Here is an 18,358-nt window from a genome sequence, read left to right as displayed (position 1 = left end):
TTTTCGAAAGTGACTCGCTGTAAAAGCGAAACCGCCAGCGGCCGTGACCGCAGAAACGGATATGTACTCCAAAACACCAAGCCCCGACCGTGAATCTGTGTAGCTCAAGGGATGTGTAGATACCGAGGCTGTGGAGGAGAGCTTGCCACAGGAGCACCCTCACCACAGGAATCTAAAGCTCGAACCGCAACTCAGGCCAGATCGGCGAGGTGCCGCGTTTTTGCGATTCCAGGATGGCCCGGCACAGCGAGCACAGGCGCTGGTCCTGAAACACCGTACGGTCGACACTCGACCAACGCGGTTGTGCCGGCAACAGGCTGCCGCACAAGGTTCGGTCTACCGAGCCGCCCAACTCCAGCTGACGAGTCACCAGATGCACCCGCACTTCCTGGCAGGCGAACAGATCCAGCTGTTCGTCAGGCTCGATCAGTTGATAGGCAAAAAGGGACCAGGCAGGACGCGGCATCGGGGGCTCCAAATCGGGGGCGCCACCTTAGCCGAAACACCGCCGCTAGAAAAGCGTCAAAGCAGCGGTTTCAGTGTCGGCCAGACATTTTCCAACAACTTGTCCTGAGCCGCCGCAGCCGGGTGCAGGCCGTCGCCTTGCATCAGGTCCGGATGACCGCCCACACCGTCGAGAAAAAACGGCACCAGCGGGATCTTTTTCTCATCGGCCACCTTGGTGAAAACCTCGGCAAAGGCCTGGGTGTAACGCACACCGTAATTGGGTGGCAGTTGCATGCCCAGCAGCAATACCTTGGCACCACTGGCGCGGGAGCTGTCGATCATCGACGCAAGATTTTGTTGCAATTGTGTTGGCAGCATTCCGCGCAACCCATCGTTGCCCCCTAACTCGAGGATAACCAGCGCAGGTTTATGCTCTGCAAGCAGCGCCGGCAGGCGCGCCCGGCCTCCGGCGCTGGTGTCGCCGCTGATGGACGCATTGACCACTTTATCGTCGAAACCTTCGCGCTTGAGCCGTTGCTCAAGCAAAGACACCCACCCCAAGCGGGTATCCAGGCCGAAACCGGCGCTGATACTATCGCCAACGATCAGGACTGTACCCGCCGCTGCGCTCTGGGCCATGCACATCAAGGCCAGGCCAGCACTCAAAAACCACACACGCATCGGATTCTCCATGGGCGCAAGCATTCTCACCGCGAAGAACCTCAGCAAAGTGGTTCCGAGCGCGGAAGGTGAACTGACTATCCTGCACGAACTCAGCCTGGAACTGAACAAGGGCGATAGCCTGGCCATCGTCGGCGCCTCCGGTTCCGGCAAATCCACCCTCTTGGGCCTGCTCGCCGGCCTCGACCTGCCAAGCAGCGGTGAAGTCACCCTCGCCGGACAAGGCCTGAGCAATCTCGATGAAGACCAACGCGCGCGCATCCGCGCCGAGCACGTAGGGTTTGTCTTTCAATCATTCCAGCTGCTCGACAGTCTCAATGCCCTGGAAAACGTCATGCTGCCGCTGGAACTCGATGGCCGCAAAGACGCTCGCGAGCGCGCCACCGAACTGCTGCAACGGGTCGGTCTGGGCCAACGCCTGACGCACTCGCCGCGTCAGCTGTCCGGTGGCGAGCAGCAGCGCGTGGCGATTGCCCGGGCGTTCGCCGCCGAGCCCGACGTACTGTTTGCCGATGAACCCACCGGCAACCTCGACAGCCATACCGGAGAGCGCATCAGCGATCTACTGTTCGAACTCAACCAGGAAAGCGGCACGACCCTGGTACTGGTGACCCACGACGAACGCCTGGCACATCGCTGCCGGCGCCTGATCCGCCTTGAAGCCGGCCTGCTGGTCGCCCCTCTGGAGCCTTGATGGCAAGCTTGCCGCTGTTGCGCCTGTTCAGTCTCGCCATCCGCCAATTGCTGCGTGATGCCCGCGCCGGTGAGTTGCGCGTGTTGTTCTTTGCCTTGCTGGTGGCCGTGGCGGCGAGTACCGCTATCGGTTACTTCGGCGCTCGCCTGAACGGCGCCATGATGCTGCGCGCCACCGAGTTTCTCGGTGCCGACCTGGTGCTCGAAGGCAGTTCACCGGCACGAACGGAACAGGTAAGAAGCGGCACTGAGCTGGGACTTGAGCACGCTCAAGTGGTGGAGTTTTCCAGCGTCATCGCCACCGACAACGGCATTCAGCTGTCCAGCATCAAAGCCGCCGATGACGTCTACCCGTTGCGTGGCGAACTGAAAAGCGCCCCCGCGCCTTTCGCGCCGGAAGAACCCGGTGGCGGTCCGAAACCCGGCGAAGCCTGGGTCGAAGCGCGACTGCTGACCGCATTGGACTTGAAGATCGGCGACAGTATCGACGTCGGTATGAAAACCCTAAAGCTGGCGCGAGTGCTGACCTACGAACCGGATCGCGCCGGCAATTTCTACAGCCTGACGCCACGGGTGCTGATCAACCTCAGCGACATTGAGGCAACCGGCGTGGTGCAACCCGGCAGCCGGGTCAGTTACCGCGAACTCTGGCGCGGCAACGCCTCGGCGCTGGAAACCTATCGGCAGCTGATCAAGCCAGGCCTGGCGGCCAATCAACAGATCCAGGATGCTCGCGATGGCAACCGGCAGATCGGCGGCGCCCTGGGCAAGGCTGAACGCTACTTGAACATGGCCAGTCTGGTGGCGGTGCTGCTGTCGGGCGTGGCGGTGGCGTTGTCGGCGACACGCTTCGCCACTCGCCGATTCGATGCCAGCGCATTGCTGCGCTGCCTGGGTCTGTCCCGTCGAGAAACCATGGTGCTGTTCAGTCTGCAACTGACCGTACTCGGACTGCTCGCAAGCGTCAGCGGCGCCCTGCTCGGCTGGCTGGCGCAACTCGGGCTGTTTGCACTGCTGCATGATTTACTGCCGACCGATGTTCCACCGGGTGGCCTGCTGCCGGCCATCGCCGGGATCGGCACCGGGCTGGTCGCACTGGCCGGCTTCGCGCTGCCGCCACTGGCCGCTTTGGGTCGAGTGCCCCCGCTGCGCGTGTTGCGTCGCGACATGCTGCCGATTCCATCCAGCACCTGGATAGTTTATGGGGCGGCATTGGGCGCCCTCGGCCTGATCATGTGGCGCTTGAGCCTGGACCTGTTGCTGACCTTCGCCCTGCTCGGTGGCGGCGTGATCGCAGCACTGGTGCTGGGTGGGTTGTTATTGCTGCTGCTCAAGAGCCTGCGAAGGATGCTGGCCCGCGCCGCATTGCCATGGCGCCTCGGGTTGGGCCAACTGCTGCGCCATCCACTGGCGGCGGCGGGTCAAGCCCTGGCCTTCGGTTTGATTCTACTGTCCATGGCGCTGATCGCTTTGCTGCGTGGCGAGTTGCTCGACACCTGGCAAAACCAGTTGCCGAAAAACGCCCCCAATTATTTCGCCCTGAACATTCTGCCAGCGGACAAACAGGCCTTTACCGATCGACTGATGGAGTTGTCGGCACAATCGGCGCCGCTGTACCCGGTGGTGCCGGGACGGCTGATCAGCATCAATGGCCAGCCGGTACAGGATATCGTCAGCAAGGACTCGGCCGGTGATCGAGCCATTCAACGCGACCTGAGCCTGACCTGGGCGGCCGACCTGCCAGAGGGCAACAAACTCACCGCCGGCAACTGGTGGGACCAGCAACCCGCGGATGAAATACCCGGTGTTTCGGTGGAAGGTAAAGTCGCCGAAAGCCTTAAACTCAAGCTCGGCGATCACATGGTGTTTACCGTCGGCGGGGCCAATCGGGAGGCGAAAGTCACCAGCCTGCGGGAGATTAACTGGGACAACTTCCAGCCGAACTTTTTCATGATCTTCCAGCCCGGCACCCTGAAGGACTTGCCGGCGACCTACCTGACCAGTTTCTATCTGGCGGCCGGTCACGATCAGCAGATCGTCGACCTGTCCCGCAGCTTTCCGGCAGTGACCATTCTGCAAGTCGAAGCCTTGCTGGCGCAGCTGCGCAGCATTCTCGGCCAGGTCACCCTGGCGGTGGAATACGTACTGTTGTTTGTGCTGGCGGCGGGGATGGCGGTGTTGTTCTCCGGGTTGCAGGCAACGCTGGATGAACGCATTCGCCAAGGTGCGTTGCTGCGAGCGCTGGGTGCCGAGCGACAGTTGCTGGTCAGGGCCCGGCGTATCGAGTTCGGCCTGCTCGGCGCGGTCAGCGGGTTGCTGGCGGCACTGGGTTCGGAGCTGGTGAGTATGGTGCTTTACCGCTACGCCTTCGACCTGCCCTGGCATCCGCATCCGTGGCTATTGGTCTTGCCACTGATCGGCGCGGTGCTGATCGGCGGTGCCGGTGTGTTCGGTACGCGCCGCGCCTTGAACGCCAGCCCCCTGACAGTTCTGCGCGAGGGTTGATAAACTCAAGCGCTCTGATCCATACAACCACAAGAAGTCGCCATGAGCCGTTATCGCCCTCCCCGCACCGCTGGCACCGCGCTGATCACCCCCGAAGGTGAAGCGCGGATGCGGGCCGAGTTTCATGAACTCTGGCATGTGCGCCGACCGCAAGTGACGCAATCGGTCAGCGAGGCGGCGGCACAGGGCGATCGCTCGGAAAACGCCGAGTACACCTACGGCAAAAAGATGCTGCGCGAGATCGACAGTCGCGTGCGCTTTCTCACCAAACGCCTGGAAGCGCTCAAGGTGGTCAGCGAAAAACCCAGTGATCCGAACAAGGTCTACTTTGGCGCCTGGGTCACGATTGAAGATGAAGACGGCAAGGAGTCGCGCTATCGCATCGTCGGGCCGGATGAGCTGGATCTGAAACTAGGCCTGATCAGCATCGACTCACCGTTGGCGCGCGCCCTGATCGGCAAGGCGCTGGACGCCGAAGTGCGGGTCCAGACGCCAACCGGTGAGCAGTGCGTGTATATCGTGGCGATCGACTATCTGTGAGCTGCTGCGCTCTGAGCCGCAGCGCTCTGAAACTCAGCGACGGGTAATCAGCCCTTGGCGAGCCACGCGAGTCAGCTGCCTGATCACTTCCGGCGCATCCTCTATGCTGGGCGCCAGAATCACCGCCAGATCGAAACTGTCGTTGGCAAACCGAGCCAGTGACTCGCCGTCGTCGACAAACTGAATCAGGAAGGCAGCAGGCCCACCGGTGCGGCGCGGCCAGCCATCGAGGTAACGCAGAAGCGTCGGCTGATGTTTACCGCCAAGCAGGATTTTTGGATTGCGTTGGGTGAGGTGTGCCGTGATCGGCGCGGGGCGTATAACGGGGTTCAATGCATTCATTGTGTCGTGTCTCTGCCTCAAAAGTCTGCATGGCAGGTGAGAGGCAACACCGAACCAGCGCTTTAGCGGTATTTCGAAGCCTGTTTCAAGCTTCTATCGGCAACTGGATCAAGTCACCTGGCGCCCCGCAAGTAGCTGTTTAAATCGGCGCATGGGCAGCATCCTAGAGAAGCTGACCGGACAGTGTCAAGAATCACGCGCAACAAAAAAGGCCTGCACAGTGCGTCGCACAATGCAGGCCTTTTCGTTGAATCAGGGAGGTCAGTTGGTGATGGCGCGGTCGGCCGACAGCTTGCCTGCACCTTCGATCAGCACCGCGAGGCTGCCGCCGAGCAAGGCCAGGGCGAATTCATAACCGTTGTTGGACATGAACAGACCATTGCTGATATGCACCGAGAAAATAGCGACCAGCGAAACGAAGGCCAGCCCCAGCGCTGCCGGACGGGCGAGCAGACCAATGATCAACGCCAGACCACCGAAGAACTCGGTACCACCGGCCAGAATCGCCATCAGGTGACCCGGTGCCAGGCCGATGCTTTCCATCCACTGCGCGGTGCCGGCAATGCCGTAGCCGCCGAATGCCCCGAAGAGTTTCTGCGAGCCGTGGGCCGCGAAAATGATGCCGACGACAATCCGTAGAATCGTCAGACCGTAACCGGCGTGGGTGGACAGTACCTTGTTGATCAATGTGCTCATGCTGTGTCATCCATTGTGAGTATGTGTTGGTTGGCCGCTATATTAATCAGTAAAACTCATGTTAAAAGCGCAAAAAACGCACCATAACAATCAGCTTAGTCGATCATTTCCGTGAGACCACTTTTTGCCCCTGGGGCTCCAACGACTCCCGTTCCCGATCGAACGCCAAGTAATACTTGTTCACGCTATTAACATAGCTGACGGCGCCCATCCCCACCTGCTCCATGGCAATGCGCTCGACCTGGAAAAACCATTGATTAGGGTTCAAGCCGCGCCGCCGAGCTTCGGCGCGCATGCCTTGAACCCGCTCCGGCCCCATGTTGTAGGCCGCCAGCACGAACGCCATGCGCTCGCGCTCGTTGAGTTTGGGGCTGGCAAAAAACTTGCGGCGGATCATCGCCAGATACTTGGCCCCGGCCTGCACATTGGCGTCGAGGTTCTGAATATTACTCACGCCTACCCGTTGCGCCGCGGAGGGGGTGATTTGCATCAGGCCGGTGGGGCCGCTGCCGCTTCTGGCGTTGGGTTGCAGCGCCGACTCCTTGAAGGCCAGCGCCGCCAGGTTCAGCCAGTCCATGCCTTGGGCTTCAGCGTGCTTTTGCAGTACTGGTCGAAGTTTTTCCAAGCGCTGCCGATCAGCCTTGGCCAAGGGATAATGCACTTGATACAGGCGCCGATAGATCCGCAGGAACGTAGCATCCTGGTCCGATGGTTTCTTGTAGGTGGTCAGGAAACGATCGATGCTCGAACGCAGCATCGAGGCGTCGCGGCGCACGAACCAGTATTCCTCGCCCGGCTCGCTGATAAGGACCTGTCGATCGAAACGCAATTTGGTCAGGATCTTGCCCCAGCGTTCGGCAATCGGTTGCTCGACAATCGTCAGATGAAAGATCCCGCCCTGGACCATTTCCAGCACATCCTCGACCGCCAGACTTGGATCGACCCACTCGATCTTCACCGGCGGCAGTTTGTGCAGCGCGAGTTTCTGATTGATCTGACTGACCGCATCCCCGGCGGCACTGCCGGTGGGCAGCGCGAGGGTTTTGCCCGAGAGTTGCTCGAGACGGGTGTAACGTCGTTCGCCTTTGATCCCCACCAGCAGCAACGGCACATTGCTGGCAATCGGTTGACTGGTGCTGACGGCGAGGCCCGGTTGCGGGTCGAGTAACTCCCCCGGCGCGACCAGATCACCCTCCCCGCGCTGCAACGCGCCGAGCAATTGATCCTTGGCTTTGGGAATGATCTTGAGGGTGATTTCCTGGCCATCGCGGGCATGGCCATTGAGGTATTGTTCGAAAGCGCGCAGGCGATGATATTCGACGCCGATGGCCTGGCCCTGGACTTCACCGGAACTGTTGCGGCTCTGGTTGACCAACACTCGCAACACGCGACTGCTGCGAATCTCCGCCAGGTCGCGGACCTTGGCTGCGGGCACGGCTTGCAACGGCCCGGCCAGGCGCGCAACCGCCGGCATGGGCAGCAGCAACGAACAACACAGCAGTAACAAAACCGAGGGACGAATCATCCACTCTCCGGAAAGAATACTGGCCGACCTCATGGGTGATTTCATGACGTCGAACGACAGAAACAGAGCGCTTGAAGCGCTGGTAAAGTGCGAGAGAGTGGCACAGTGATGGCAATCCTACCAACCCCGACCTGTCTCGCGGCCTCAACAGACAGCTTTAACTCGTTGTAGTTCTTCGCTTTTCTTATAAATCTACAGCTCTGATATGCTTTCCGGCCTTTGGTCCGAGGTAGCACCATGCAACTCATCGATATCGGCGTCAACCTGACCAACCCCAGTTTCGCCGACAAACACCAGGCTGTACTCGACCGTGCCTATGCTGCCGGGGTCTGCCAACTGGTGCTCACCGGGACCAGCGTCGAGGGCAGCGAACAGGCTCTGGAACTGTGCCAGCAACTGGACGAAAGCGCTCAACGACTGTTCGCCACGGCCGGCATTCACCCGCACTCGGCCAGCGACTGGAATGCCGACAGCGCTCAGCGTCTGCGCAGTTTGCTCAAGGAGCCGAACGTGGTGGCCGTGGGCGAATGCGGCCTCGATTTCAACCGCGATTTCTCACCCCGCCCGCAGCAGGAAAAAGTCCTCGAAGAGCATCTGGCGATGGCGGTCGAGCTGCAATTGCCGGTGTTCCTGCATGAGCGCGATGCCAGCCAACGGTTGCTGGAGATCCTGCGTGATTACCGCGACCAGTTGCCGGCTGCCGTGGTGCACTGCTTCACCGGTGAAAAAAAGGCGCTGTTCAGCTACCTCGATCTGGATTTGCACATCGGCATCACTGGCTGGATTTGTGATGAACGCCGTGGCACGCACCTGCATCCATTGGTCAAAGAGATTAAACGCGGACGCCTGATGCTGGAGAGCGATGCGCCGTATCTATTGCCGCGCAGTCTGCGCCCCAAACCGAAGAACGGTCGCAACGAGCCGGCGTATCTGACTGAAGTGTTGCGGGAAGTGGCGTTGCATCGTGGGGAGACGGTGGAAGATTTGGCTGCACACAGCACGGCCTGTGCGCGAGCATTTTTCGGTCTGCCCTCAATCCCCCAATAACCTCAATCCCCTGTGGGAGCGGGCTTGCCCGCGATAGTGGCGTGTCAGTCAACATCAACATTGAATGTGCCGACCTCATCGCGGGCAAGCCCGCTCCCACAGGTTGGCGGTGATGCCCGTTGACCTGCATCAACATCTGAATCCCTGCATAGCGGCACAATGCTGGCACCTTGCCAAAACTGTTTCCGCTATCAGAGAAGACCTCCATGGGTGCCTGGCTTAGCAACATCTCACTGAAATACAAATTCTGGGCGGTCAATGCCGTCGCCTTTGGCACTACCCTGTTGCTGGTGCTGTACGCCGTGCAGCTTGAACAACAGGCCCGAAGCCTCGCCGCTCAAGCGTCGGCCCAGGTCCAGGCGCGGTTACTCAATGCCTGGCCTGCCGGGCAGCCGCTGCCCAAGGCCGATCACCTGCTGACCTTCAATCGCGGGCAGGCACCGTTACTGAACGGACAACCATTGCTGGAGCTGACCGATACCAACGGTTGGGTCGACATCAACACCCTGCCACTGTTCGGTGAAAACCCGTTGATGGGCGCCGAGGTATTCACTCGCCCTGACGGTCAACAGATCGCGGTGATTGCCTATGGCCAGAGCCTGAGCCAAGTGTTCGGCGAACGCTTCACCCACTATGCAGTAGCAGTGTTCATTCTGATGCTGGCGATGCTCGGCGCGTCGCAACTGTTGATCCGCTTCCTGCTCAGCCAGCTCAACACCTTGAAAGATGTGATGCTCCACGTCGAGAAAACCGGCGACCTGTCGGCCCGCGTACCTCTGGCTTGCAAGGATGAAGTCGGGCAGATGGCCAATGCCTTCAATGCCATGCAGGCCGGTTACCAGCGGGTGGTCAACACCGTCGCCAATACCGCCCGGCAGCTGGATGTCGGTGCCGCGCGGCTGGCCTCGAGCATGAACGAGGTGCGTCACGGCATGCTCGGTCAGCAAAGCGAAACCGATCAGGCCGCCACGGCGATTAACGAAATGACCGCCACGGTCCATCACATTGCCCAACACGCCGGCGCCACCCGCGACCTCTCGCAAACTGCCGACACCTTGGCCGGCAGTGGCCAGGAAGTGGTCACTCGGGTGCAGAAATCGATTGGCGGGTTGTCCACCGGCGTGCAGCAAACGGCCGAGATGATTCAGCATCTGGCCGAGGACAGCCAGAAGATCAACGGCGTGGTCAGCGTGATCCACAGCATCGCCGAACAGACCAACCTGCTGGCCCTTAACGCCGCCATTGAAGCGGCCCGGGCCGGTGAAATGGGCCGTGGGTTTGCGGTGGTCGCTGATGAGGTGCGTAACCTGGCCAAGCGCGTCCAGGCATCCACCGACGAGATCACCACCATGGTTTCAGCGCTGCTGGCCGTCACTCGGGACGCCGTGGATTTCATGCAGGAAAGCTCGTACAAGGCCGACGACTGCATGCAGCAGGCCCAGGAAGCCAGCGTGGCCCTGGCCGAAATCACCGGTGCGGTGGCGCAGATGCGTGAAAGCAATACGCAGATCGCAGTGGCAGCCGAGCAGCAAAGCCATGTGGCGGAAGAGATGAATCGGGCGGTGGTGAGCATTCGCGACGTGACCGAAAACACCGTGCAGCAGACCGTGAATTCGGCGATTACCAGCAATGAGCTGGCGATGTTGGCAGGGGAATTGAGCAAGGCCATTGGGCAGCTCAAGCTTTGAGGGCCTCTTCGCGGGCAAGCCTCGCTCCTACAAGGGCCCCGCTGTACCTGTAGGAGCGAGGCTTGCCCGCGAAGGCGTCAGACCGAGCAACATCAATCCCGACCATCACACCTATTGCACCGATAGCCAGCCTTGATTCGCCGACGGCTTTTGCCAAGCCTATTCTTTATTCAAGCGCCTCACGAATAAAGGATAAACATCATGGGCAAACGTCATCCCAACCTGCCCGCCTGGCAATGGCGAACGTACCCGCATAAACAGCAGCACCCGACCAATCTGGTGCCGCACCAGATTGCCGTGCCGCTGTTCATCGTGGGGTCTTTACTGATGATCTCGGGGGTGTTCAGCCTGGATCTGGCGAGCATCGCGATCGGTGTCATCAGCCTGATTGCCGCCCTGGGCCTGCAGCATCACGGTCACCGATTGGCGTGAACGCCATTGCCGTCACGCAAAAATCGTGACTGTCTGCCGGCTCATGGCGATCAACTGACCGTCTTCGCTCCACAATTTTGCGGCGGCGTGCCCGTAACCGTCAGCGGCATACTCGATTTCCACCAGGTACTTGCACCAGTCCAGCGTGCTCAACGCGAGCAACGGCTGGACGAATTCGATGGTCCAGGTCAGCGTGCTGCCTGCCGCCGGTTTCTTCAGATGCGACAACAAGGACGGTGGCCAGGCGTCGACCAGCGCCAGAATATGCGCCTCGCTGACCACCTCGTCCTTCCCTTCTCCACGCAAGCGCACCCAACCACCCATATCGCGAGAGGTGTTGCCGGTGAATGGCAGGCCACCGATGCTCCAGCGCATTGCCAAATGACGCATGAATTCCGGGGTCGCCCCTTTGATATAGGGCATTTCCTGGCAGTCGTCCCAGTGCTTCATCTCGGGCGCAACGTTAGCCGTGACTGCCACCTCGGAAGGTCGCGAGGCGCCGAAGCTGCCCTGGACCAACGTCACCACTTGGCCCTTTTGCATTGCCCGGCCGAGCACTTGGCTGACGGCTTTGCCTTCGCGCAGCACATCGACTTCAAAACTGACCGGCACATCGGGCTCGACCGGGCCGACAAAGGTGATGGCCAGCGAACGCACCGGACGATCCGCCGGAACTTTTGCGCGCATGGCTTCGTATTGCAAGGCGGCTATCAGCCCACCAAAACTGGCTCGCCCCTGACCCCATTCGGCCGGAATAGACAACTCTTGCGGGTGGCTGCGGACAGCGTCGAGCAGATCGGAAAAGTGCATGGGAACCCCAGAGACGGAAAAATGGATGGAATGATCTTAACCAGCCCGCAAAACCGATACAGCGCTTATTCCGGCCAAAATCACTGGCAGATGAGCCGCGTCTGGCTGAACACTCGTTTCTTGTTCAACACGTCCCCTGTGGGAGCGAGCTTGCTCGCAATGGCGGCCTGACAGCCAACATGAATGTTGAATGTTACGGCCTCATCGCGAGCAGGCTCGCTCCCACATTTGATCCGTGGTGTGTTCAGGATTTGAAACAGGCGGCGCTGAGTTTGTCGAGGACGCGGTCGGCGTTCTCTTCAGCCTTGGCCAAGGTGGTTTTCCAGACCGCGACACAGGGCTGCAAATCGGGCTCTTCTTTGGCGCGGTCCAGCCACTGCCAGCTGTCGTGCCAGTCGCCCAAAGCAGACTGCGCCGATTTCAGATTGGGCAAGGCCGCTTCCGGCAAACGATCCAGTTCGGGATAGGCTTCGATGCCGTAGCGCACACGCTTGATCAGCAGGCGCAGGCGATGGCGGTCATGGGCGGGGTCATGCAGGGCCTGGTCGAGTTTCTTCCATTGTTTGCCCAGGCGTTTTTCGATGCGTTTGCGCAAGCCCTTGAGCAAGCCCTGACGCTGGGAAGCCCGCAGGAAACGCGGAAAGGCGTCGAGGATCATCAGCATTTGCGCGACCTCCGGGCTCGCCGCCACGATGGGATAAGCCTCGGCCATCCGCGCCATGCGCCGGTGCGCGGCCTCGGGTTGATCGTGTTTAAGCAGGTACGCCGCCAGCACTTCGCGATCGCGCAACGGTGTGGTCAGGTCACCGACCCGGGATGCCGCCGCTTCCAGTTGCTCGACCCCAGGCAAACCGCGCAAGGGTCGCAGCAGGCTGCGCAAACGCCGCACGGTCGTGCGTAGATCGTGCAGCGCTTCAGAGTCGGTGCGCGCACTCAAGCGTGCCTGACAGGCGAGCAGGCGAACGTCCACGCTCAGAACATGAGCCACCAACCGATCAACCAAGGCAGACATCGCTTGCTCCCTGAATCGAATTGCCCCAAGTGAGCGCCATCATGATTCAACGGCCGGCGCGGGATTCACGAATGTAGAAGCGCGCCTTCTCGGCCTTCTTGGTACAACCCTCATACGCTTCGAATTGTTGCTGGGTTTTGGCACCGGTCAGCAACGACAGCGCCTTGGAGTAGCTGACGGTCCCGGCAAAGCCCTCGACCTTGGCCAGATCCAGTTCACGCCAAGCGGCGTCGAGCTGGCTCCCGCAGCTGTCACGGTAAGCGGTTTTACCAGCACAACCGGCGAGTGCCAGGGCAATCAACGGCACACAGATCCAGGCTTTCATCACTCACACCTCAAAGATAATAAACAGTCGTGCAGCTAAGACGGCCTGGCGCGTGAAAAGTGCCTTGGACCCGCAGTGGAAACTATAGCGCTCGCGAGAATACCCATTCGCCTTTATTGAGTGTCAAAAAACGACGCTATCGCCCCGTCGAACGACCATAGCGATTGAAGCCTGCCCCTCGATAGGTGCATTGTTGAACCTTGTCAGAGAGGTCGTTTCATGAAAAAGCGTGTCGCACTGGTGTTGGGCTCGGGTGGCGCCCGGGGCTACGCCCATATCGGCGTCATTGAAGAGATCGAACGGCGCGGCTACGACATCGCCTGCATCGCCGGTTGCTCCATGGGCGCGGTGGTCGGCGGGATCTATGCCGCCGGTAAACTCAAGGATTATCGCGACTGGATCGAGAGCCTGGATTACCTCGACGTGTTGCGTCTGGTGGACGTCAGTTTTCGCCTGGGCGCGATTCGCGGGGAAAAGGTCTTCGGGCAGATCCGCAAGATCGTCGGCGAAATCAACATCGAAGACCTGCGAATCCCCTACACGGCCGTGGCCACGGACCTGACCAACCAGCAGGAAATCTGGTTCCAGGAAGGCTGCCTGCACCAGGCCATGCGTGCCTCGGCGGCGATCCCCAGCCTGTTCACGCCGGTGATGCAGGGCAATCGAATGCTGGTGGACGGTGGCATCCTCAACCCGCTGCCGATCGTGCCGGTGGTGTCGAGCCATTGCGACCTGATCATCGCGGTCAACCTCAACTCCACCAACCAGCGTCACTATCAACTGCCGGTGATCCAGCGCCCGGCCGCGTTCAAGACCCGCTTTGACAGCCTGATCAACTCGCTGGGTTCGAAATTGCCCTTCCGCCGCAAACAGGCCGAACAATTGCTGCTGCTGGAGAAGGAAGCGTTGATGGCCGAAGCGGCCGACATCAATCCGTGGATCGAATCCGCCGAGCCCGAAGGCCAGCAACCAGCGGCGGCCCCGGAAAGCAACGGCGCACCGAAATCCGCCACCGGGTCGTTCATCATCGACAACGTCGGGCCAGCGTCCTTGCTGGACCTGATCAACCAGAGTTTCGAGGTGATGCAGACGTCATTGGCGCAGTACAAGATTGCCGGGTATCCGCCGGATATCCTGATCAACGTGCCCAAGCGAGTGTGTCGGTTTTTCGAGTTTTACAAGGCACCGGAATTGATCGCGCTGGGGCGTGAGATTGCGCGGGATACGCTGGATCGGTATGAGAATGAGCGGGAGTCTTGAGGCCTGACGATCGTTCCCACGCTCTGCGTGGGAATGCATCCTGTGACGCTCCGGGTCACGACTTTAAAAGCGGACGCAGAGCGTCCATGGCGGCATTCCCACGCAGAGCGTGGGAACGATCAGGCATCAAGCAACCGATACCCCACCCCCGCTTCGGTGACGATGAACCGTGGCTGAGTCGGATCATCCGCCAGTTTCTGCCGCAAATGCCCGACCACTATCCGCAGATAGTGGCTGTCCTCGGTGTGGGTCGGCCCCCAGATGTCCTTGAGCAATTGCTGCTGGGTGATGACCCGCCCCGGATGCCGTGCCAGTTGCGCCAGCACCGCATATTCCTTGCGCGTCAGCGCCACTTCGGCGCCGTCCAATAGCACCCGGCGATAAGCCAGGTCGACAGTGAGCGGACCGAAGCTGAGCGCCGCTTCCTGGGCCTCACCCGTCGGCGCCTGACGCAGCAAGGCGCGCACTCGGGCCAGAAACTCCTGAATGCCGAACGGCTTGGTCACGTAGTCGTTGGCGCCACCATCCAGGGCTTGGACTTTCTGCCCTTCGCTGGCGCGCACCGAAAGCACCAATACCGGCACCGTCGACCACTCGCGGAACTCGCGCAGCACCTGCTGGCCGTCCATGTCCGGCAGGCCAAGGTCGAGCACCAGCAAGTCGGGCTTGCTTAACGCGGCCTGGGCCAGGCCTTCCGTGCCGGTGCCGGCCTCCAGTACTTTGTAGCCTTGGGAAACGAGGCTGATGCGCAGGAATTTTCGAATCTGCGGTTCGTCATCGATGACCAAAATGGTCGCGGTCTGGCTCATGAATTCACATCAACACAAAGAGGTAGCAAGAGAGTAACGCAGGCGCGATCAGGCTTCACTGTCCAAACCCGGCTGAGTCTGCAACGGCAAATGCAGGGTGATGCAGGTGCCGCGCCCTTCGATGCCGTCGGCGACGCTGATCCGCCCGCCATGGGCACCGACCATGCCCTGACAGATCGCCAGCCCCAGCCCGGTGCCCTGCCCGCCGCGATCGCCACGAGCGGCGGTGTAGAACATGTCGAAAATCTTCGCCCGCTCCTCCTCCGGAATTCCCGGCCCCTCATCGCTCACCGAAAAAAACAGCTCGCTGTCAGTCGCCCCGGCACGCAATTCAAGACGCCCGCGAGGCGGTGAAAAACGCGCGGCGTTTTCCAGCACGTTGACCAGTGCTTGTTCGATCAACGCGGCATGCACATAGAGCAGCGGCAGTTCGGCCGGCACTTCGGTAATGACCTGCAGCGACGCCAGCACCGCGCGCAGACGATTGAGCGAGCTGCCGACGATGTCTGCCGGTGACACCCAGTCCCGCGCCAGCTTCAGGGCGCCGTGACCGAGACGAGTCATGTCCAGCAGGTTTTGAATGTAGCGATCCAGCCGTTCGGCTTCATCGCGGGTGCCTTCGAGCAGTTCACGGCGGTCCTCCAACGGGATCGCCTCTCCCAGCGCCAACAGGCTGTCGATGCTGCCGCGCATGGACGTCAGCGGCGTGCGCAAATCGTGGGACACCGAGGCCAGCAGCGCGCTGCGCAGTTGCTCGGTTTCGCCATGCAAGCGCGCCGCCTCAAGGTCATCGGCCAGTTGCGCGCGCGCCAGCGCCTGGGCCAGCGGTTGGCTCAGCGCAGTCAGTAAGCGTCGCCGCTGGCCGCTCAGGGTCTGACCTTCTTTGGCACACACACCGAGCAGCGCCAGCGGCCCATCGTCCACCGACAACGGCCACCACCACCAGCGCCCGAACGGCAAGGTGCCGGTGCCCGCACCGGCCGGTTGATCATGTTGCCAGGCCCAATCGGCGGCAGCGCGCTCGGCCTCGGAGAATTCCAGCGGCCCACCGGTTTCAACTTTCCAGCCGCTCTGGCCATCGCGATTAAGCAAACACAGTTTCAGGTCGGTCCAGCCGTTGAGGTGCTGGGCCGCAGCGCTGACCACCGCCTGACGGTCGGTGGCGGCGGTAAGTTTGCGCGAGAGATCGAGCAGTTCAGTGGTCTCTTCCTGAGTGTCGCGCAAGGCCTGCAATTGCCGTCGTTGCCGGGCCGCAAGGTTACCGGTGAGGGCCGCCATCAGCAGGAAGAACAGCAAGGTCAGCACGTCTTCTTCGCGCTGGATGCTGAAGGAGAACGTCGGTGGAATGAACAGAAAGTCATAGGTCAGAAACGACAGCGCCGCACAGGCCAGCGCCGGGCCGAGGCTGCTGCGCACCGCCACCAGCAACACTGCCGCGAGGAACACCAGCGAAATGTTGGGCAGCGGCAAGAGGCTCGACACTGCCCAGGCCAAGGCACTGGCAAGCACTGTCGCCACCAGCGCCAATGCGTAGTCGAACCAGACCAGCGACTGCGCCGAGCGTTGGCGCGGCTGATGCTGTTCCTGATCGCTGTCGAGCACGTTGATTTCCAGCCCGCGAGCATCGCGCAGTAAACGCGACGCCAGACCGCCTCCGAACAACCGTCGACGTAAACGCTGGCGTGACTGGCCCACCAGCACCAGGCTGGCGCGTCGTTCAGCGGCGTGCTGGATCAACGTTTTCGCCACCTCACCGGCACGCAGCAACACCACTTCGCCCCCGAGGCGTTCGGCCAGTTGCTGAGCGCTTTGCAGGCGCAGACGCGACTGCTCGTCGCGCACACGGCCGTTGTCCACATGCACCAGGCTCCACGGCAGATGCCGGCGCTGGGCGACGCGACTGGCGTGACGCACCAGACGCTCGGCCTGAGCATCGCCATCGACACCCACCAACAAACGACCGCGCACGGCTGGCGCGGTGTGCCCCAATTGGCGATAACCCTGGGCCAGATCGTTATCGACCTGAGCGGCTGCGGTTTGCATCGCCAGCTCGCGCAGGGCAGTAAGGTTGGTCTGAGTGAAGAACGCATCGATGGCCGCCCGCGCCTGCTCGGGCACATAGACTTTGCCGTCGCGCAGACGCTCCAGCAACTCGCGAGGCGGCAGGTCGATCAGCAGCAATTCGTAGGCTTCTTGCAGCACCCAATCCGGCAGGGTTTCGCGGACCTGTACGCCGGTGATGCCGCGCACCTGATCGTTGAGACTTTCCAGATGCTGCACGTTGACCGTGGTGAACACGTCGATGCCGGCGGCCAGCAGTTCCTGGATGTCTTGCCAGCGTTTGGCGTGACGACTGCCGGGGGCATTGCTGTGGGCCAGTTCGTCCACCAGCACCAATTTCGGTTTGGCGGCCAACAGACCGTCGAGGTCCATTTCTTCGAGCATCACCCCGCGGTATTCCGAGCGCACCAACGGCTGCTGCGGCAAGCCAGCCAGTAACGCTTCGGTTTCGGCACGACCGTGGGTTTCGACCACCCCGGCCATAACTTTCACGCCTTGGCGCAGCTGAGTGTGGGCGGCTTGCAGCATGGCGTAGGTCTTGCCCACTCCCGGTGCTGCGCCCAGGAACACCTTGAGCCGGCCACGGCCATCGCGGGGCAGGTCTGCTAACAGCGCGTCGGCGCGGCCGGAGTTGCTCATGCTTGAAGTTCTCTCTCATTCTGATGGTGATGCAGTGACTGTCAGGGCCTCTTCGCGGGCAAGCCCGCTCCCACAGGGATCGGTGGTGGTCACAAATTCTGTCCACCATCGCCTCCTGTGGGAGCGGGCTTGCCCGCGATTGGCCGCGCCACCGATCTACAGTTTTTCCAGCGCCCTATTCAACGCCAACACATTCACTACCGGCGGCCCCACCAACGGCTGCTCGATGTGCGCGTCCATCAGTTGCTCAAGCGTAGACACCGGCAGATTGCGCGCTGCCGCGACACGCGCCAGTTGATAGGCAATCGCCGCCGGTGGCAAGTGCGGATCGAGGCCGCTGCCGGAAGTGGTCAGCATGGCCAGTGGCACCGGCCCCTGGCCGGGTACCTGCAATTTATTGGCCTCGTCGATAACCCGAGTGGCCAGCGCCGGATTGCTGGGCGAGAAGTTGCTGGCACTGCTCGACACGGTGGCAAAGGCACCGGCCGATGGCCGTGGGTGGAACCAGGCATCGCCGACGAAATCCTGGGCAATCAGCGACGAGCCGCGGACCTTGCCATCGGTGTCGCGCACCAGGCTGCCATTGGCCTGGTTCGGGAAGGCGACCTGGGCGACGCCGGTGACCACCAAGGGGTAAGCAACGCCGGTAATCAGAGTCATCAGCAACAGCAGGCTCAGGGCCGGACGTATCAGTGTGGACATTTCACAATCCTCGGATTCAGAGATACCGCATTCATTCAGACGCAGCGTGGTGTATTCATCGCGGGCAAGCCCGCTCCCACAGGGGAACGCGGTGCCTTTGTGGGAGCGGGCTTGCCCGCGATGGCGGCATGCCTGACACACCGC

Annotated in this window: 17 protein-coding genes and 1 pseudogene; 7 read left to right on the top strand and 11 right to left on the bottom strand. The window is 61.2% G+C overall.

What is annotated here, in order from left to right; all coding sequences use genetic code 11:
• Positions 1-172: 172 nt before the first annotated feature.
• Positions 173-466 carry a hypothetical protein gene (locus NHU87_RS16300; RefSeq protein ID WP_008075246.1) on the bottom strand — a complete coding sequence of 98 codons (294 nt, stop codon included), beginning with the start codon at positions 464-466 and terminating at the stop codon, positions 173-175.
• A gap of 56 nt (positions 467-522) precedes the next feature.
• Complete coding sequence (locus tag NHU87_RS16295; protein WP_253550580.1) at positions 523-1,128, bottom strand: arylesterase; 606 nt, start codon at positions 1,126-1,128, stop codon at positions 523-525.
• Positions 1,129-1,138: 10 nt separating this feature from the next.
• On the opposite strand from NHU87_RS16295, the gene NHU87_RS16290 reads away from it, so the two are divergent.
• The 3 genes from NHU87_RS16290 to greB are packed head-to-tail and all read left to right on the top strand — an operon-like array spanning position 1,139 to position 4,866.
• Positions 1,139-1,822, top strand: coding sequence for an ABC transporter ATP-binding protein (locus tag NHU87_RS16290; RefSeq protein ID WP_007899869.1), 684 nt, complete (start codon positions 1,139-1,141; stop codon positions 1,820-1,822).
• Positions 1,822-4,326, top strand: a complete 2,505-nt coding sequence (locus NHU87_RS16285; RefSeq protein WP_253550578.1) for an ABC transporter permease — start codon at positions 1,822-1,824, stop codon at positions 4,324-4,326. The genes NHU87_RS16290 and NHU87_RS16285 overlap by 1 nt, the downstream gene beginning before the upstream one ends.
• 42 nt (positions 4,327-4,368) lie before the next feature.
• Complete coding sequence (gene greB / locus NHU87_RS16280) at positions 4,369-4,866, top strand: transcription elongation factor GreB (protein ID WP_129436988.1); 498 nt, start codon at positions 4,369-4,371, stop codon at positions 4,864-4,866.
• 33 nt (positions 4,867-4,899) lie between these two features.
• Here greB and NHU87_RS16275 read toward each other — a convergent pair whose 3' ends face one another.
• The 3 genes from NHU87_RS16275 to NHU87_RS16265 all read right to left on the bottom strand — a co-directional run bounded on the left by NHU87_RS16275 (position 4,900) and on the right by NHU87_RS16265 (position 7,429).
• A complete protein-coding gene (locus tag NHU87_RS16275; protein ID WP_253550576.1) occupies positions 4,900-5,208 on the bottom strand; it encodes a class I SAM-dependent methyltransferase in 309 nt (102 codons plus the stop codon).
• Positions 5,209-5,469: 261 nt separating this feature from the next.
• A complete protein-coding gene (locus NHU87_RS16270) occupies positions 5,470-5,904 on the bottom strand; it encodes a DoxX family protein (RefSeq protein WP_253550574.1) in 435 nt (144 codons plus the stop codon).
• Positions 5,905-6,007: 103 nt separating this feature from the next.
• Positions 6,008-7,429 (bottom strand): transglycosylase SLT domain-containing protein, encoded by a 1,422-nt coding sequence (locus NHU87_RS16265; protein ID WP_253550572.1) that lies wholly within the window; start codon positions 7,427-7,429, stop codon positions 6,008-6,010.
• A 237-nt stretch (positions 7,430-7,666) separates the two neighbouring features.
• Here NHU87_RS16265 and NHU87_RS16260 point away from each other — a divergent pair, with 237 nt between their 5' ends.
• The 3 genes and pseudogenes from NHU87_RS16260 to NHU87_RS16250 form a co-directional block, all read left to right on the top strand.
• The gene (locus NHU87_RS16260; protein ID WP_253550569.1) at positions 7,667-8,476 is read left to right on the top strand and encodes a TatD family hydrolase; all 810 of its coding nucleotides are present in this window, start codon (positions 7,667-7,669) and stop codon (positions 8,474-8,476) included.
• A gap of 206 nt (positions 8,477-8,682) precedes the next feature.
• A complete protein-coding gene (locus NHU87_RS16255) occupies positions 8,683-10,164 on the top strand; it encodes a methyl-accepting chemotaxis protein (RefSeq protein ID WP_253550566.1) in 1,482 nt (493 codons plus the stop codon).
• 201 nt (positions 10,165-10,365) lie between these two features.
• Positions 10,366-10,590, top strand: a pseudogene (locus NHU87_RS16250) (terminase); the annotation flags it as partial.
• A gap of 18 nt (positions 10,591-10,608) precedes the next feature.
• Here the strand turns inward: NHU87_RS16250 and NHU87_RS16245 are convergent.
• From NHU87_RS16245 to NHU87_RS16235, 3 genes are all read right to left on the bottom strand, one after another.
• Positions 10,609-11,406, bottom strand: coding sequence for an acyl-CoA thioesterase (locus tag NHU87_RS16245; RefSeq protein WP_253550564.1), 798 nt, complete (start codon positions 11,404-11,406; stop codon positions 10,609-10,611).
• Between the two features lie 244 nt (positions 11,407-11,650).
• Entirely contained in the window at positions 11,651-12,418 is a 768-nt protein-coding gene (locus NHU87_RS16240) for a CHAD domain-containing protein (protein ID WP_253550561.1), read from the bottom strand.
• Positions 12,419-12,464: 46 nt separating this feature from the next.
• A complete protein-coding gene (locus NHU87_RS16235; protein WP_095055823.1) occupies positions 12,465-12,743 on the bottom strand; it encodes a hypothetical protein in 279 nt (92 codons plus the stop codon).
• A gap of 219 nt (positions 12,744-12,962) precedes the next feature.
• Here NHU87_RS16235 and NHU87_RS16230 point away from each other — a divergent pair, with 219 nt between their 5' ends.
• Positions 12,963-14,003 carry a patatin-like phospholipase family protein gene (locus NHU87_RS16230; protein WP_095634722.1) on the top strand — a complete coding sequence of 347 codons (1,041 nt, stop codon included), beginning with the start codon at positions 12,963-12,965 and terminating at the stop codon, positions 14,001-14,003.
• Between the two features lie 119 nt (positions 14,004-14,122).
• On the opposite strand, the gene NHU87_RS16225 is transcribed toward NHU87_RS16230, so the two are convergent.
• The 3 genes from NHU87_RS16225 to kdpC all read right to left on the bottom strand — a co-directional run bounded on the left by NHU87_RS16225 (position 14,123) and on the right by kdpC (position 18,214).
• A complete protein-coding gene (locus NHU87_RS16225; protein ID WP_253550558.1) occupies positions 14,123-14,812 on the bottom strand; it encodes a response regulator in 690 nt (229 codons plus the stop codon).
• Positions 14,813-14,860: 48 nt separating this feature from the next.
• Positions 14,861-17,512, bottom strand: a complete 2,652-nt coding sequence (locus tag NHU87_RS16220) for a sensor histidine kinase (protein WP_253550555.1) — start codon at positions 17,510-17,512, stop codon at positions 14,861-14,863.
• A 156-nt stretch (positions 17,513-17,668) separates the two neighbouring features.
• A complete protein-coding gene (gene kdpC / locus NHU87_RS16215) occupies positions 17,669-18,214 on the bottom strand; it encodes a potassium-transporting ATPase subunit KdpC (protein WP_253550552.1) in 546 nt (181 codons plus the stop codon).
• Between the last annotated feature and the right edge of the window lie 144 nt (positions 18,215-18,358).

Source organism: Pseudomonas mandelii, from assembly GCF_024138395.1.
Lineage (GTDB): Bacteria > Pseudomonadota > Gammaproteobacteria > Pseudomonadales > Pseudomonadaceae > Aquipseudomonas > Aquipseudomonas mandelii_E.
Note: the sequence above shows the minus strand (reverse complement) of the source record. Positions and strands in the feature narration are given on the sequence as shown.